The organism is Paucidesulfovibrio longus DSM 6739, from assembly GCF_000420485.1.
GTDB lineage: Bacteria > Desulfobacterota > Desulfovibrionia > Desulfovibrionales > Desulfovibrionaceae > Paucidesulfovibrio > Paucidesulfovibrio longus.
Map to the genome: position 1 here is coordinate 16,214 of NZ_ATVA01000018.1, position 15,330 is coordinate 31,543.

13 protein-coding genes are annotated in these 15,330 nt (G+C 66.8%); 9 read left to right on the top strand and 4 right to left on the bottom strand.

Annotation, left to right across the window (positions count from 1 at the left end; all coding sequences use genetic code 11):
* Positions 1 to 127: 127 nt before the first annotated feature.
* The 3 genes from G452_RS0115700 to G452_RS19940 all read left to right on the top strand — a co-directional run bounded on the left by G452_RS0115700 (position 128) and on the right by G452_RS19940 (position 5,033).
* Positions 128 to 1,744: an ATP-binding protein gene (locus G452_RS0115700; RefSeq protein ID WP_081650669.1), complete on the top strand. Its 1,617-nt coding sequence runs from the start codon at positions 128 to 130 to the stop codon at positions 1,742 to 1,744.
* Positions 1,729 to 3,150, top strand: a complete 1,422-nt coding sequence (locus G452_RS0115705; protein WP_022663220.1) for a sigma-54-dependent transcriptional regulator — start codon at positions 1,729 to 1,731, stop codon at positions 3,148 to 3,150. Before G452_RS0115700 ends, G452_RS0115705 begins: the two co-directional genes overlap by 16 nt.
* 185 nt (positions 3,151 to 3,335) lie before the next feature.
* On the top strand, positions 3,336 to 5,033 hold the full coding sequence (locus G452_RS19940; protein ID WP_040368807.1) for a SulP family inorganic anion transporter: 1,698 nt from the start codon (positions 3,336 to 3,338) through the stop codon (positions 5,031 to 5,033).
* Between the two features lie 256 nt (positions 5,034 to 5,289).
* Here G452_RS19940 and G452_RS0115715 read toward each other — a convergent pair whose 3' ends face one another.
* Positions 5,290 to 6,366: a M24 family metallopeptidase gene (locus G452_RS0115715; RefSeq protein WP_022663222.1), complete on the bottom strand. Its 1,077-nt coding sequence runs from the start codon at positions 6,364 to 6,366 to the stop codon at positions 5,290 to 5,292.
* Positions 6,363 to 7,730: a protoporphyrinogen/coproporphyrinogen oxidase gene (locus tag G452_RS0115720; RefSeq protein ID WP_022663223.1), complete on the bottom strand. Its 1,368-nt coding sequence runs from the start codon at positions 7,728 to 7,730 to the stop codon at positions 6,363 to 6,365. Before G452_RS0115720 ends, G452_RS0115715 begins: the two co-directional genes overlap by 4 nt.
* A gap of 194 nt (positions 7,731 to 7,924) precedes the next feature.
* Between G452_RS0115720 and G452_RS0115725 the strand changes: the two genes are divergently transcribed.
* The 4 genes from G452_RS0115725 (at position 7,925) to G452_RS19945 (ending at position 11,705) form a co-directional block, all read left to right on the top strand.
* Positions 7,925 to 8,743, top strand: coding sequence for a PstS family phosphate ABC transporter substrate-binding protein (locus G452_RS0115725; RefSeq protein ID WP_022663224.1), 819 nt, complete (start codon positions 7,925 to 7,927; stop codon positions 8,741 to 8,743).
* 571 nt (positions 8,744 to 9,314) lie between these two features.
* Positions 9,315 to 10,208, top strand: a complete 894-nt coding sequence (gene pstC / locus G452_RS0115730) for a phosphate ABC transporter permease subunit PstC (protein ID WP_027189332.1) — start codon at positions 9,315 to 9,317, stop codon at positions 10,206 to 10,208.
* 13 nt (positions 10,209 to 10,221) lie between these two features.
* Positions 10,222 to 11,130 (top strand): phosphate ABC transporter permease PstA, encoded by a 909-nt coding sequence (gene pstA, locus G452_RS0115735; protein WP_022663226.1) that lies wholly within the window; start codon positions 10,222 to 10,224, stop codon positions 11,128 to 11,130.
* Positions 11,131 to 11,279: 149 nt separating this feature from the next.
* Positions 11,280 to 11,705 (top strand): bacteriohemerythrin, encoded by a 426-nt coding sequence (locus tag G452_RS19945; protein WP_155887779.1) that lies wholly within the window; start codon positions 11,280 to 11,282, stop codon positions 11,703 to 11,705.
* Here the strand turns inward: G452_RS19945 and G452_RS0115745 are convergent.
* Complete coding sequence (locus G452_RS0115745; RefSeq protein WP_022663228.1) at positions 11,663 to 12,172, bottom strand: methylated-DNA--[protein]-cysteine S-methyltransferase; 510 nt, start codon at positions 12,170 to 12,172, stop codon at positions 11,663 to 11,665. The genes G452_RS19945 and G452_RS0115745 overlap by 43 nt on opposite strands.
* A 133-nt stretch (positions 12,173 to 12,305) precedes the next feature.
* Complete coding sequence (locus G452_RS19950) at positions 12,306 to 13,220, bottom strand: TIGR01212 family radical SAM protein (protein ID WP_022663229.1); 915 nt, start codon at positions 13,218 to 13,220, stop codon at positions 12,306 to 12,308.
* A gap of 234 nt (positions 13,221 to 13,454) precedes the next feature.
* Between G452_RS19950 and G452_RS0115755 the strand changes: the two genes are divergently transcribed.
* Both G452_RS0115755 and mreC read left to right on the top strand, forming a co-directional pair.
* Positions 13,455 to 14,492 (top strand): rod shape-determining protein, encoded by a 1,038-nt coding sequence (locus G452_RS0115755; protein ID WP_022663230.1) that lies wholly within the window; start codon positions 13,455 to 13,457, stop codon positions 14,490 to 14,492.
* A gap of 4 nt (positions 14,493 to 14,496) precedes the next feature.
* Positions 14,497 to 15,330, top strand: a complete 834-nt coding sequence (gene mreC / locus G452_RS19955; protein ID WP_022663231.1) for a rod shape-determining protein MreC — start codon at positions 14,497 to 14,499, stop codon at positions 15,328 to 15,330.

Consider the following 15,330-nt stretch of genomic DNA (forward strand, 5'->3'; position numbering starts at 1 on the left):
TGGGGAAAGACCATAAATGTGCGTGCTTGGCAAGGGCGGCCTTGCCAAGGCCGTGACATTGGGCAAAAGTGTGCCCAGGCTCGTTTCGGGGCGGCTGGGCTCCGAAGAACGCATGCCGGGAGGGTACATGAGCGACGAAATCAACGCCGCGCCGGAAGGCTCGGCCTCGCAGCAGGGCGAACGCTCCGGGGAGCGGCCTGCCGCCACCGCCGCGCCGGAGAGGACCGGGGCCGCTGCGGACGCGGCCCCGCGCCGCAGAAGGCTGCGCACGAGCCTGCGGCTCCAGCTCTTCGCCCTGCTCGCGGCGCTGGTGCTGGTGGCCGCGCTCTGGTCCGGGTTCACGCTCTGGTCCAACAGCCGCACCCAGGCCCTGGTGGTGCGCATGGTGGATCAGGACGTGGCCTCCCTGGCCGTGGCCCAGTCCCTGGAGAACGAGCTGGTCATGCAGAAGGGCTACGCCACCTATTATTTTTTGAATGCGGACGACGCCTGGCTGGAGCAGCTGGAAAAGCATCGCGAAGCCTTCGAGGAACGGCTGGTGGCCGCAAGGGGCATGGCCCAGACGGCCGGAGCGCGCGAGCTGCTCGGACGCATCGAAGCCGAATACCTCCGCTACGTGCTGAACAAGGACCGGGTCATCGCGCTCTACCGCGACGACAAGCGCGAGGCCGGAGCCCGGCTGCACTGGGAGGTGCGCCGCCAGTTCGACTCCCTGCGCGACCTTTGCGGCCGCTTCCGCAAGCTGCACGAGCGGATGATCCGCGAGGCCGGGGCGGAATACAAGGCCCAGGCGCGCTTCGTTTCCGCGCTCTCCTGGACGGCCATGCCCCTGGCCCTGTGCCTGGGGCTGCTGCTGGGCTGGCTGCTGCTGCGCCGCGTGCTCGACCCGATCCGCAGGCTGGCCGAGGAGGGCGGCGGGTTCTGCGAGCTGCCCCCCGGGCGGGTCATGGACGAGGTCAAGGCGCTTTCCAGCCGCATGGAGCTGCTCGTGGCGGACATGGACCAGACCCACAGCAAGCTGGTGCAGAGCCGCGAACACCTGATGCAGGCCGAGAAGCTGGCCATGGTCGGCAAGCTGGCCGCGGGCGTGGCCCATTCCATCCGCAATCCGCTGACCTCGGTGAAGATGCGGCTGTTTTCCCTGGAGCGCGGGCTGAGCATGAACGACACCCAGCGCGAGGACTTCGAGGTCATCAGCGAGGAAATCGCGCACCTGGACACCATCATCCGCAATTTTCTGGAATTTTCGCGGCGGCCCAAGCTGCGCGTCCAGCAGGTCAGCCCGTCGGACATCGTGGACACCACCCTGGACCTGCTGCGCCACCGCTTCGACTCCGGCGGGGTGGAGCTGCGGCTCATCCGGGGCCGCAGGCTGCCGGAGGTCGGCGCCGATCCCGACCAGCTCAAGGAAGTCCTGGCCAACCTGCTGCTCAACGCCTGCGAGGCCATGGGCCCCGGCGGGACCATCACCATCCGCGAGGAAACGGGCGTCATGGAGCCCCAGGGCAAGGTCGCCCTGATCCGCATCGACGATACCGGGCCGGGCATCCCGGAGCACCTGCGCGAGCAGGTCTTCGATCCGTTCTTCTCCACCAAGGAGGAGGGCACGGGCCTGGGCCTGGCCATTGCCAAGCGCATCATGGAAGAACACGGCGGCTGGCTGAACCTGCGCACCACGGGCAAGGGCGCGGGCTTCGTGCTGGTGCTGCCCTGCCGCTCGGAGGGAGTATGGCACAGATACTGATCGTGGACGACGATTCCCAGCTGCGGCTGAGCTTCGAGCGGCTGCTCCGCTCCGAGGGCCACGAGGTCCGCGTGGCCGCGTCCGGCGAGGCCGGAGTGGAGGCCGTGCGCGCCCAGGTGCCGGACCTCGTGGTCATGGACGTGCGCATGCCGGGCATGAACGGGCTTCAGGCCTTTCAGCGCATGCGCGAGATCGAGCCCCGGCTCCAGGTGATCATCATGACCGCGTTCGCGTCCACGGACACGGCCATCGAAGCCACCAAGCTCGGCGCCTTCGACTACGTGCTCAAGCCCTTCGACATCCCGGACATCCTTCAGCTCATGGGCCAGGCCCTGGAAGCCGGGCGGGTCATGCGGGGCCGCGTGGCCATGGACGCCGGGCCGGACACCACGGAAGGCGAGGCGCTCATCGGCCGGTCCGGGGCCATGCACGAGATCTACAAGGCCATCGGCCGGGTCGCGCCCACGGAAGCCACGGTGCTCATCCGGGGCGAGTCCGGAACGGGCAAGGAATTGGTGGCCCGCGCCGTGTACCAGCACAGCCTGCGCGGGCAGAAGCCCTTCGTGGTCATCAACTGCGTGGCCATCCCGGAAACGCTGCTGGAGAGCGAGCTTTTCGGCTACGAGAAGGGCGCGTTCACCGGGGCTGTCAGCCGGCGGGTGGGCAAGATCGAAAAGGCCCACGGCGGCACCGTGTTCCTGGACGAGATCGGAGACATGCCCGAAGGCATCCAGGCCAAGATATTGCGGCTTCTCCAGGAAAAGAAAATCGAGCGCCTGGGCGGTCACGGAGCCATTCCCGTGGACGTGCGCATCATCGCGGCCACGAACCGCAACCTCGAGGCCGCCGTGGCCGAGGGCCGCTTCCGCGAAGACCTCTACTACAGGCTCAAGGTCGTCAGCATCTACCTGCCGCCCCTGCGCGAGAGAAAGGACGACATCGCCCTGCTCGCCGAGTACTTCCTGGCCCGTTTTTCCAGGGAGATGGGCATGGACAATCCCGGCCTGACCCGCGAGGCCGCGGACTTCCTCCGCGCGCAGAGCTGGCACGGCAACGTGCGGGAGCTGGCCAACAAGCTGCACCGCGCCGTGATCTTCAGCCGGGGCTGCCCCGTGGGACCGGACGAACTGGCCCTGGCCGCGGAGGAGCGCCAGGAGGAGCCCGGCGGGGGCGGCGACGGAAGCGACCCGGTGCGGGCCTGGGTGCGCCGGAGCCTGGCCAGCCACGGCGGCGGCGACGCCTTCGAGGCCATCGTCAACGCCGTGGGCAAGATCGCCGTGGGCGAGGCCCTGGAGATGACCGGCAACAACCGCACCCGTGCGGCCAAGCTGCTGGGCATGTCGCGGCCCACGCTGCTCGCGCGCATCGAAAAGTACGGACTCAAGGTCGGCACCAGGGTCAGCTGAGCGGCCCGCCCGCCCTACGGGGCGCGCCGGGCTTTCCGGACGCGGGCTATAACCCTGTTGACAGCGCGGGGCACGGCGCATAGGCCGATGCTCTTTCGCGTGAGCCTCCAGCCCCTCGGCCCGATCATTCCTTCCCGGCCATCGACTGCGCCCACGGAGACACTGCCCGCCAAGGAGATGACTCTGTGCCGACCGCTGTTTTGTCCCGCTTTCAGGCGCACCTGCCCGCCAGCGTCCGTTGCTTCCGTCAGGGATATTCCCTTTCCTCCCTGAGGTCCGACCTCCTTTCCGGCCTCACGGTGGGCATCGTGGCCCTGCCGCTGTCCATGGCCTTTGCCATCGCCTCGGGCACCACGCCCGAGCGCGGCCTGTTCACGGCCATCGTGGCGGGCATCGTGATTTCGCTCCTGGGCGGCTCCCGCTTTCAGATCGGCGGTCCCACAGGCGCGTTCGTGGTCATCATCGCCGGGGTCATCGCCCGCCACGGCTACGAGGGGCTGGTGCTGGCGACGCTCCTGGCCGGAGCCGGGCTCGTGGTCCTGGGGATGCTCGGATTCGGCAAGCTGCTCAAGTTCATCCCCTATCCCGTGATCACCGGGTTCACCGCGGGCATCGGCGTGCTCATCTTCACCACCCAGATCAAGGACTTCTTCGGCCTGAGCATAGAAAACATCCCGGCGGACTTTCCGGGCCGGGTGCGGGCCTGCTTCGCGGCCATGCCCGGCTTCGACCACACCTCCCTCTGGCTGGGCGCGGCCACCATGCTTTCCATGCTCCTGATCCGGCGCTTCGTCCCGCGCATTCCCGCGCCCATCGTGGGCATCGTGGTGGCCACCGCAGCGGCCTGGGCCTTCGGGCTGGACGTGGAAACCATCGGCACCCGGTTCGGCGGCATTCCCGCGAGCCTGCCGCACTTCTCCCTGCCCTCGGGCTTTGCGCCGCATATCCGGGAGGTCATCCCCGACGCCATGACCCTCATGCTGCTGGCCGGAATCGAATCCCTGCTCAGCGCCGTGGTCGCGGACGGCATGACCGGGGACCGGCACGACGCCTCCACCGAGCTGGTGGCCCAGGGGCTGGCCAATCTCGGCTCCGTCCTCTTCGGGGGCATTCCGGCCACAGGGGCCATCGCCCGCACCGCCACGAACATCCGCGCGGGCGCGCAAACGCCCCTGTCCGGCGTGATCCATTCCCTTTCCCTGGTGGCCTTCATGCTCGCCTGCGCGCCCCTGGCCTCGCACATTCCCCTGACCAGCCTCGCGGCCGTGCTCATGATCGTGGCCTGGGACATGAGCGAGGCGCACCGCTTCCGCCGACTGCTGCGCGCGCCCAAGTCCGACTCCGCGGTCATGCTCATCACCTTCCTGCTCACGGTCTTCGTGGACCTGACCGTGGCCGTGGAAGTGGGCGTCGTGCTCGCGGCCATGCTCTTCATGCGGCGCATGAGCGATCTTTCCGGCATCGAGCCGGTGAACCAGTGCCTGCTGCCCGTGGTGCGGGGCGTGGCCGACGCCGGGCACCGCCTGCCCAAGACCGTGGTCTACGAGATTTCCGGACCCATGTTCTTCGGCATGGCCCAGCGCTTCATCGACGTGATGCGCTTCACCCGGCAGGCTCCGGAAGCCATCGTCCTGCACATGGCCCAGGTGCCGAGCATCGACGCCACGGGCGAGGAAGCCCTGAAATCCGTGGTGCGCCAGGGACATGCGCGCGGCATCCGCATGGTGCTCTCCGGCGTGCAGCCGCGCGTGCGCGCCGTGTTCGAGCGCATGGGCACGCGGCAGCTGCTGGGCGCGGAAAACATCTTTCCGGATCTGGCCACGGCCATGGCCGCGATCGAGGCCCCGGACCAGGGCGCGGGGCAGGACACGGACCAGGGTTGAAGAGGGCCTCCGGCGGCCAAGGGGCCCGCGGCCCCTTGGATCCCCTTTCGGCAGCGAAGCCCTGACCGCGCAATCGCGCGGTCAGGGCTTCGCTGCGGGAGGGCGACGCGGATTCCGCTCCCCCGTCCCGACCCCCGGAAACGATTCGCGCCGGGAACCGGATGCGGAGCATCGGTTCCCGGCGCAGAATGGGATTCCAAAGGGGCATTGCCCCTTTGGCCGCCGGAGGCATTCTTCCTGCCTCTATTCTTGATTCTTAAAGCACTTCGCAGCCGTCCTCGGTGACGAGCACCTCGAACTCCCAGCGCACGCCGCCCCAGTCGGGCCAGTAGAGTCCGGGTTCCACGGTGACGACCATGCCGGGCCGGAGCACGCCGGAGGCGATGGAGGAGAGGCTGGGGGCCTCGTGGGTTTCCAGGCCGATGCCGTGGCCGATGCCGTGGGTGAAGCGGTCGGCCACGTCCTGTTCCTCGAAGAAGTCGCGTGCGGCCTTGTAGGCTTCGGCCAGGGGCAGTCCGGGCTTGATGATCTCGATGGCCTTCTGCTGCGCGGTCTTGACCATTTCGCGCACGGAGCGGAAGCGCTCGGAAACGTTCTCGCCGATCCAGAAGGTCCGGGTCTGGTCCGAGCAGTAGTCGTTCAGGCGGCAGCCCATGTCGATGAGCACCAGCTCGTTTTCCTTGAGCGCCTTGTTTCCGGGAATGGCGTGGGGCAGGGCCGCGTTGGGGCCGACGCCCACGATGGTGGAGAAGGACAGCCCGCTGGCGCCCCATTCGCGGAACATGCGCTCCGCGTTCCAGGCGACCTCCTCTTCGGTCTGTCCGGGCCGCAGCGAATCCTCCAGCGCGCGGAAAACGCGGTGGTTCAGGGCGCAGGCGGCCTTCATGCGCTTGATTTCCTCCTCGTCCTTGATGACCCGCAGGTCTTCCACGAGGTTTTCCGTGGGCGCAAGCTCCACGTATTCGCGCAGCTTTTCGTAGTCGTAGAGGTGCATGGCCTTCGGCTCGAAGCCGAAGGAGCCTATGCCGAGCCCCTTGAGGAAGGGACCGACCTGGTCGAATTTGCGGCCTGCGTAGATGAACACGTCCTCCGCCGGAAAAACGCGCTTGGCCGCGTCTTCGTAGCGGGGATCGGTGAGCAGCTTGTCTCGGCCGTTGGCGGCGACCACGAGCCAGCCTGCGGACTCGTTGCACTGGGAGTCGTGCAGCTCGAATCCGGAGAGGTAGTAGCGGTTGGCCGCGTGGCTGACCAGAAGGGCGTCGAGCCCCTCGTCCCTGAGCCGTTGACGCAGCGCCTCGCGGCGCCGTTCATGGGTGGCGTTCATGTTCGTCATGATGGGAGGGTGTAAGTGGTTTCGGCCTTGTCTTCAAGTATTCGTTGCGCCCATTCCACGCCCTGCATCACGGAATGGTCCATGTTGCCGACCTCGTATTTCCAGCCGCCGAAGCGCCCCCGCGAATAAATGCCGAACGATTCCAGCCGGGGCTGGATCGCGGCCAGGGCCGCGTCGCGCTCCAGGGTGGGCACGGGGTAGGCGTATTCCCGGCTCATCTCGAAGCGCGCGGCGAGCCGCATTTTTTCGTGCGCGGCGAGCATTTCGGCGTTTTCCAGCCCGGAGAGGGCGCGCTCGAAAAGCGATTCCAGGTCTTCGGGCTTGTGGGCCGAGGAGGAGGTCTCGCACATCAGCGCGCGCTGGCTGCCGGGCTTGGCCGTGTTTTCGGGCGAATAGTTGTGGAAGTTGGTCACGCGGTAGAAGGGCGAGTCCCCTTCCGGGAAATACATCCAGCAGCGGGAATCCTCGCGGGAGCCGTCCAGGCCGACCCCGGAGATGTGCACGGAATTGTGCGCGAGCTTTCCGGCCGCCTCGACCAGGGCCGGGTCCGGGGCGTCCAGCCAGCGCGCGCAGAGCAGGTCCAGCGGGCCGGTGTTCAGGAGCTTGTCGTAGCTGACGCTCAGGCCCTGGGCCGTGGTCGCGGTGCGGCCCTCGGCATCGATGCGGGCCACGGCCTCGCCGTAGCGGATGCGGTCTTCCACGCGCCGGGCCAGGGCGCGGAAGATGGCTCCCGTGCCGCCTCGGCGGGGAAAGCGGAAGGTGTTGTTCGGGCCCCAGCCCACGTCGTCGCGCTCCAGAACCACGTTCTTGAGCACGCTTTCCATGTCCACGAGGCTGACGCGCTCGCCGATCCAGGAATAGGACATGCGCTCCGGCGGCGTGGCCCAGACCTTGAAATTATAGGGGCGCATGAAGATCGAGGCGATGCCCGCGCCGAACACGGCGTCGATCCACTCCCCGAAGTTCGCCGGGCGCAGGTCCGGTCCCGGCTCCGGCCTGCGTCCGGGCAGCAGTCCCTCCACGCAGCGCCAGCGCGCCTCGGGCGGCAGGTGGCGGATGTTGTTCTGGAAGGGATAGGGCACCCAGGTTCCCGCGGCCCGGATCCAGGATTCGCGCTCGTGCTCGAAGAATTCTCCGTCGAGCAGCTCGTCCGTGAGCCGGTCGAAGTAGGGATAGTGCGAGAAGAGCACGTGGCCGCCGAAATCCCAGGTGAAGCCGTCGCGGTCCTGGAAGCTGGCCGCCAGTCCGCCGGGGTGGGTTTCGCGCTCCAGCACGAGGAAGGAGTTTTCGCCCAGCTCGGCCAGGCGGTGCGCCGCGCCGAGTCCCGTGGGACCGGCTCCGATGATGAGATATTTGACCCGCATGCCCCGACCATGCTGGATTTCGCAGTTGTTGGCAAGATTTCGCCGCGCAGATGGCCTTGTTATAGTTTCTTGTCGTGTCACCGACCTTTTTCCTGGCCGTAACGTGTTCGTAACTCCTCGCTGGTAAAACCCAGCCTCGACATCAATTCGTCATTTCGTTTTCAACGCTTCAACCATTCTCGGAGGAATTTTTAATGAAGAAGCTTCTTATGCTCGTCGCCGTGTTCGCCATGATGGTTTCCACGGCCTACGCCGGCAAAGTCGAAGTCAAAGGCTCCACAACCGTGCTGCCCCTGATGCAGGCGGTCACCGACCACTTCAACTCCAATCCCGACCTGGGCATCCAGATCTCCCTTTCCGGCGGCGGCTCCTCCAACGGCGCCAAGGCGCTCATCGACGGCACCACCGACATCGGCATGATGTCCCGCGACATCAAGGAGAAGGAAATCGAGGCCGCCAAGGCCAACGGCCGCACCCCGGTCCAGTTCGTCGTGGCCTACGACTGCATCGTGCCCGTCGTCCACCCGAACAACCCCGTCTCCGAGATCACCATTCCCCAGCTGCTCGCCATCTACTCCGGCAAGATCACCAACTGGAAGGAACTGGGCGGCAAGGACGCCGAGATCGTGGTCATCTCCCGCGACACCTCCTCCGGCACCTACGACTGCTGGAAGGATAAGATCATGCATTCCGACGGCGGCAAGAACAAGGTCTTCCCCGGCGCTTCCCTGCTGGCTTCCAACGGCGCCGTGGCCCAGGCCGTTTCCAAGAACGAGCAGGCCATCGGCTACGTCGGCCTGGCCTACGTCAACTCCGAGCTGAAGGCCCTGCCCGTGGACGGCGTGCACGCCGGCGTCAAGACCGCCATGGACGGCTCCTACCCCATCTCGCGCGGCCTGAACCTCTACACCGCGGGCCAGCCCACCGGCGACACCAAGACCGTCATCGACTTCCTGATGAGCCCCACTGGTCAGGAGATGGCCGCCAAGCAGGGCTTCATCCCGGTCAAGTAACCAAACGTCAAGGCGTTACGTGTGAAAACGTCCGCCGGAACCGCTTCGCAAGAGGCTGTTCCGGCGGGCCTGTTCCCAAGAATCAAAGAGGTACCGCTCCGTGGACAGGACCAACATCTACATCGTCGCCGGACTTCTGGTCGCGGCTTTTCTGGCCTTCTGGGGCCATGAAAAGGCGCAGCCCGACAGCGTCGAACGTGTCTTTGCCCAGCAGATCGAGATGGGCCGGGGCCGCGCTCTGCCCGACGACAGCATGGCCACCGCGCTCAAGGAGATGGAACGCTACGTCACCTTCGCCTTTACCGAGGAGATGGACACCCGCATGGGCGGAGCGGACCAGAATCAGGCGGCCCTGAACGACGCGCTCCAGGAACTGAGCAATATTTCCAAGGACATCACCGAACGGGGCGCAAAGCTCCGCCGCCAGGGCAAGGGCGCCCAGCTCATGCAGGGCGGGCTCGACTTCCTCGACCGCTTCCTGCAGGAACGCATGGAGTCGCGGGCCACCCTCTGGTACGTCTTCGCGGGCATCTTCGCCTTCTTCAGCGTGCTCACGGGGACGCTGCGGGCCTTGCGGCTCCAGCGCCGCACCCGCGACAAGCTGATCCAGGGCGTGTTCTTCGCCACGGCCCTGACCTCGATCATCATCCTCGGCCTGATCATGGTCTTCCTCTTCATCGAGGGGCTGCCCATCTTCAAGCATGTCGGCATCTCGGACTTTCTTTTCGGGCTGGGCTGGTACCCCACGGACGACGATCCCGAATTCGGCATCTTCCCGCTGATCATCGGCTCGCTCTCCGTCACGGTGCTTTCCTCGGCCATCGCCATTCCGCTCGGCGTCATGACCGCGCTCTACCTCGCGGAAATCGCGTCCCTGCGCGTGCGCAACATCGTCAAGCCCATCATCGAGCTGCTCGCGTCGCTGCCCTCGGTCGTCATCGGCTTCTTCGGCATGGTCGTGGTCGCGCCCTTCCTGCAGAACACCTTCGACATCAACACCGGCCTGAACATGTTCAACGCCTCGCTGATGCTGGCCTTCATGTCCGTGCCGACCATCACCTCCGTGTCCGAGGACGCCATCTACGCCGTGCCCCTGGAGCTCAAGGAAGCCTCCCTGGCCCTGGGCGCGACCCACTGCGAGACGATCTGGAAGGTCGTGGTTCCGGCTTCGCTTTCCGGCATCAGCACGGCGGTCATCCTGGGCATGTCCCGGGCCATCGGCGAAACCATGGTCGTGCTCATGGTCGCGGGCGGAGCGGGCATGATCCCGGACTCCATCTTCGACCCGGTCCGGCCCATGCCGTCCTCCATCGCGGCGGAGATGGGCGAGGCCCCGCTCGGCAGCGACCACTACCACGCGCTCTTCGCCATCGGCATCGTGCTCTTCCTGTTCACCATGGTCTTCAACGTGATCGCGGACCACATCGCCAACAAGTACAAGCAGGTCGGCGCGGCCACGCTCTAGGAGGAAGCAGACAATGCAGCAAACCGCACAAGACATCGCGGCCATTCTGGATCTGGCCGAAAAGCGCAACAAGAAGCGCAAGGTCGTGGAGGCCGTGACCTTCGGGCTGTTCAAATCCGCGGCCGGAGTCTGCGGACTGGGCCTGGCCATCATCCTCGGCTTCCTGCTCTACAACGGCCTGCCCGCCATCACCTGGGAATTCCTCTCGCAGCAGCCGCGCAACTCCATGACCGAGGGCGGCATCCTGCCCTGCATCGTGGGCACCTTCCTGCTGGCCATCAGTTCCATGGTCGTGGCCCTGCCCCTGGGCGTGGCCTCGGCGATCTATCTCAACGAGTACGCCCGGCCCGGCAAGCTGCTGCGCGTCATCCGCATCGGCATCAACAACCTCGCGGGCGTGCCCTCGGTGGTCTTCGGCCTCTTCGGCCTGGGGCTGTTCGTCACGGTCATGCAGCTCGGCGTGTCCATCGCCGCGGGCGCGCTGACCCTGGGCGCGCTGACCCTGCCCGTGGTCATCGGCACCACCGAGGAGGCCATGCGTTCCGTGCCCGACACCTACCGGGAAGCCTCCCTGGGCCTGGGCGCGACCAAATGGCAGACCATCTACCGCGTGGTCCTGCCCGCGGCCCTGCCCGGCATCCTCACGGGCTCGATTCTCTCGCTCTCCCGCGCGGCGGGCGAAACCGCCGCGATCATGTTCACGGCCGCGGTCTTCTCCACGCCGGACATGCCGCAGAGCATCTTCGACGACGTCATGGCCCTGCCCTACCACATCTACGTGCTGGCCACGGCCGGAACGAACATCGAACAGACCCGGCCCCTGCAGTACGGCACGGCCCTGGTGCTCATCGCCCTGGTCCTGGGCATGAACCTGGTGGCCATCTTCCTGCGGGCCAGGCTGCAAAGAAAGCTTTCGAAGTAGCCTTCGTCCATGCGTTGATCCGCGATCCGGCGGGCCTGGGGGGGAACACTCCGGGCCCGCCGCTGTTTTTCGACGCGGCGGCAACAGGTAGGGTTGCCTGGCGACCCGCTTCCGTGCATATTCAATATTGGGACGAGGGGGTATGCGGTTTGCCGATCATAGAATGGACCGAAGACATGAGCGTCGGGGTGGAAACCCTCGACGAGCAGCACAAGGATCTCGTGCGCCTCATCGACGCCGCCTACCGGGCGGTGATGGACGAGGGCGGCGAAGAGGACCGGAATGTCGCCGCATCCCTGGTCCGGGACATGAAATCCTACGCCATGGACCACTTCGCCCTGGAGGAGGACCATATGCGCAGCCTGGGCTATGCGTCCTTTGCGGAGCACGCCTTCATGCACAAGGAGTTCCTCCGGCGCGTGGCCGAGCTGGAGCGGCCCTCGATGGGCCAGGACAAGAAAGTGGACGTGTTCCTCTTTCTGGCGGACTGGCTGCGCACCCACATCCTGCGCGAGGATCTCGACTTCGGCGATTACGCCCGTTCGCTCGCCCGCGCTTCCAAATCCAGCAAATAAGCCTTCATTTCCAGGCCGCAGGGGTTCGTGAAGCCCGTGAGCGCTCCGTTGGCCGCGACCACGCGGTGGCAGGGCACCACCAGGGGCCAGGGATTCGCGCCCAGGGCGCGGCCCGTGGCCCGCGCGCCGTTCGGGCTGTCCGCCATGCGCGCCAGCTCGCCGTAGCTCGCGGTGCGTCCCTGCGGCACCTTCTCCGCCAGCGTGCGCAAGACTCGCGCCGTAAAGGGCGAGAGGCTGTTCCAGTCCAGGGGCAGGTCCGGCCAGCGGGGTTCCTCGCCGCGCACGTAGCGCTCCAGGGCCGCCTGCACGGCGCTCCCCAGGGGGGAAAGGTCCGGGTCCGGACCGGCGCCCGTGGCCCAGGAAAGCTCGATTCCGCTTATCTTGTCGGCGTCGTGGACCAGGGTCAGCCGCAGTTTTCCCGCCTCCACGGATTCGGTGCGCTCAATGCGATGACGTTTTGCGCTCATGGATCGTCCTCCTGGTTTGAAGATAAGCGTTTTCCGCCCGGAGGCAAAGCCGTGTTCCGGCGCTCCGGCCAGGGTCGTCTCCGGCGGTCCGGGCGCACGCCCCTTGGGAATCCGGTTCTCCGCCCGTGCGGCGTCAGCCTGCGATCCGGCAGCCCTGGCTGATCTCGAGCCGGGCGAGGCGGTCGTGGACGGCGGCGAGCAGCGCCTGCTTGCGCGCGGCCCAATCCGGGGCGAGCAGTTCGCCGGGAGCGGCGTCGCCCGTGAGCCGGTGGATCACGATGTCGGGCCGCAGGCGCGCCAGGGCCTCGCAGACCGCGCGCACGTATTCGTCGCGTTCGGGCGGGGCGTATCGCCCGGCCCGGTACTCGGCGGCCAGAGGCGTGCCCTCGCAGACGTAGAGATTGTGCAGTTTTATTCCGCAAACGGGCAGGGCGTTCAGAAAGTCGATGCCCGCGAGAAAGTCGTCGGCCGATTCTCCGGGCAGGCCCGCGATGAGGTGGGCGCAGACCTTGATCCCCCGGCGGGCCGCGCTCTCGGCCGCGCGGGCGAAGCAGGCCGCGTCGTGCCCCCGGTTGATGCGTCGCAGGGTTTCGTCGCGGCAGCTTTGCAGGCCGAGGTCGAGCCAGGTTTCTCCGGGCAGGGCCGCGAGCAGGTCGAGCTTTTCCGGATCCAGGCAGTCGGGCCGGGTGCCGATGCAGAGGCCGACCCTGCCGGGCAGGGCCTCCAGTTCGGCCAGGACGGTCCGCAAGCGCTCCAGAGGGCCGTGGGTGTTGGAAAAGGACTGGAGATAGGCCAGAAAGAGCCGGGCCTTGTATTTCTTGGCCAGCCGCGCGCGCCAGTGGTCCCACTGGGCGGCAAGGTCCAGGCCCTGGCCGAGCAGGCCGGAGCCGGAACCGTTGGCGTTGCAGAAGGCGCAGCCCGCGCGGGAGAGGGTGCCGTCGCGGTTCGGGCAGGAAAAACCCGCGTCCAGGGGAATCTTTTGCACGCGTTCGCCGAAACGTTTGCGAAGATGGCCGGAGAGGGCGTTGTAGGGGCGTTCCTGGGTCATGCGGGGTGCTGTTTCGGGCTTGGGCGCGCTCGCCGCAGGGCGGTGCGTTCCGGGTTTTCCGCTGCGATTGCGCGGGGGCGCCGAGGGGCCGACTTGCGGGCAATGCTGGGGAGGTTGTTGCCCCCCAAGGTTTCTTCTGTTAGGTCACTTGCATGATCGCTTGTGGCACGCGAAGGCGCGCATGTCCAGCCTGGGCGACGACATCCGTTTACCTCGCAGGGGAAGCAAACAAACATGAAGATTTTCGACAAGCTCGTGGGCTCGTTCTCCACTGATCTCGCCATCGACCTGGGAACGGCCAACACGCTGGTATACGTCAAGGGAAAGGGCGTGCTGCTGTCCGAGCCGTCCGTGGTCGCCGTCAAGAAGGACGCGCGCGGAGGAAAGACCGTGCTCGCCGTGGGCGCGGAGGCCAAGAAGATGCTCGGCCGCACCCCCGGAAACATCGTGGCCATCCGGCCCATGAAGGACGGCGTCATCGCCGACTTCGAGGTCACCGAGGCCATGCTCCGGCACTTCATTTCCAAGGTGCACAACTCGCGGCGGCTCGTGCGCCCGCGCATCATGATCTGCGTGCCCACCGGCATCACCCAGGTGGAAAAGCGCGCGGTCAAGGAGTCGGCCCAGTCCGCCGGCGCGCGCGAGGTCTACCTCATCGAGGAGCCCATGGCCGCGGCCATCGGCGCGGACCTGCCCATCACCGAACCGACCTCGAACATGGTCGTGGACATCGGCGGCGGCACCACGGAGATCGCGGTCATCTCCCTTTCCGGCATCGTCTACGCCAAGAGCGTGCGCATCGGCGGCGACAAGATGGACGAAGCCATCATGCAGTACGTCAAGCGCAAGTACAACATGCTCATCGGCGAATCCACGGCGGAGATCATCAAGATGACGGTGGGCTCGGCCTACCCCGTGGACGGCCCGCGCGAGATGGAAATCAAGGGACGCGACCTGGTCACGGGCATTCCGCAGAACCGCAGCATCAACGACGAGGAAGTGCGCGAAGCCATCGCCGAGCAGGTGGACGGCATCGTGCAGGGCGTGCGCATCGCCCTGGAACAGACCCCGCCGGAGCTGGCCGCGGACATCGTGGACCGGGGCATCGTGCTCACGGGCGGCGGCGCGCTGCTCAACGGCCTGGACGCCCTGCTCCAGCACGAGACCCAGCTGCCCATCACCGTGGTGGACGATCCGCTCACCGCCGTTGTCCTGGGCTCCGGCCGCGCGCTGGACAACATCGAACTCTACCGCGAGATCTGCACGGACTAGAGAGGTGAAGCCCAAACGGCTCGCAGTGATCGCTCTGGCCGGTCTGTTCGTCTATCTGGCCCTCTACACCTGGAACCTGCGCACCGGTCACCTGGACGCGCTGACCTCCGCCACGGGGCTGGAGGTCACGGGCTGGGTGCTGCAACCGGGGCGCTGGATTGCGGACGAGGCTTCCGAGTATTGGCACCGATATGCCTTTCTCGTGGGCGTGGAGCGCGAGAACGAACGCCTGCGCGGCGAGCTGGACCGCATCGCCCTGGAGAACGTGGCCCTGCGCGAGCAGGCCGTGGCCACCCGGAGGCTGGAGCGGCTCCTGCGCTTCCATCCGCCCAAGGACTGGGTCACGGAAGGCGTGCGCGTGGTCGCCCACCGCATGGGTCCGGCGGCCGCCCTCGAAACCGTGATGATCGACAAGGGACTTTTCAGCGGCATCACCGAGGACATGCCCGTGGTCACCACCAAGGGCGTGGTCGGGCGGGTGCTCAAGGCGGGCGTCACCGTCTCCCAGGTCATGCTGCTCACGGACGTGAACAGCGCCGTGGCCGTGGTCGGCCAGGAGCACCGCACCAAGGGCGTGGCCTTCGGCCGCGGTCCGGGCAAGGATCTCGCCGTGCGCTACATGAACATCAACGCCGACCTCCAGCCGGGCGAACTGCTGATTTCTTCCGGACTGGCGGGCATCTATCCCAAGGGAATGCCCGTGGCCGTGATCACCAGGGTGGAGCGTTCCGAGCTGTCGCTGTTCCTGGACGTGACCGCGACCCCGCTCGTGGACGCGGGCGAGCTGGAGGAGGCCCTGGTCATGCGTCCCGCCTCCCCCGAGCCCGGAGGCATGTGA

What these genes read in the sequence shown, in the direction of transcription:
- G452_RS0115700 (WP_081650669.1), top strand. Translation starts at nt 128, where the DNA reads ATGAGCGACGAAATCAACGCCGCGCCGGAAGGCTCGGCCTCGCAGCAG.
- G452_RS0115705 (WP_022663220.1), top strand. Translation starts at nt 1,729, where the DNA reads ATGGCACAGATACTGATCGTGGACGACGATTCCCAGCTGCGGCTGAGC.
- G452_RS0115715 (WP_022663222.1), bottom strand. Translation starts at nt 6,366, where the DNA reads ATGACGAACATGAACGCCACCCATGAACGGCGCCGCGAGGCGCTGCGT.
- G452_RS0115720 (WP_022663223.1), bottom strand. Translation starts at nt 7,730, where the DNA reads ATGCGGGTCAAATATCTCATCATCGGAGCCGGTCCCACGGGACTCGGC.
- G452_RS0115725 (WP_022663224.1), top strand. Translation starts at nt 7,925, where the DNA reads ATGAAGAAGCTTCTTATGCTCGTCGCCGTGTTCGCCATGATGGTTTCC.
- pstA (WP_022663226.1), top strand. Translation starts at nt 10,222, where the DNA reads ATGCAGCAAACCGCACAAGACATCGCGGCCATTCTGGATCTGGCCGAA.
- G452_RS0115745 (WP_022663228.1), bottom strand. Translation starts at nt 12,172, where the DNA reads ATGAGCGCAAAACGTCATCGCATTGAGCGCACCGAATCCGTGGAGGCG.
- G452_RS19950 (WP_022663229.1), bottom strand. Translation starts at nt 13,220, where the DNA reads ATGACCCAGGAACGCCCCTACAACGCCCTCTCCGGCCATCTTCGCAAA.
- G452_RS0115755 (WP_022663230.1), top strand. Translation starts at nt 13,455, where the DNA reads ATGAAGATTTTCGACAAGCTCGTGGGCTCGTTCTCCACTGATCTCGCC.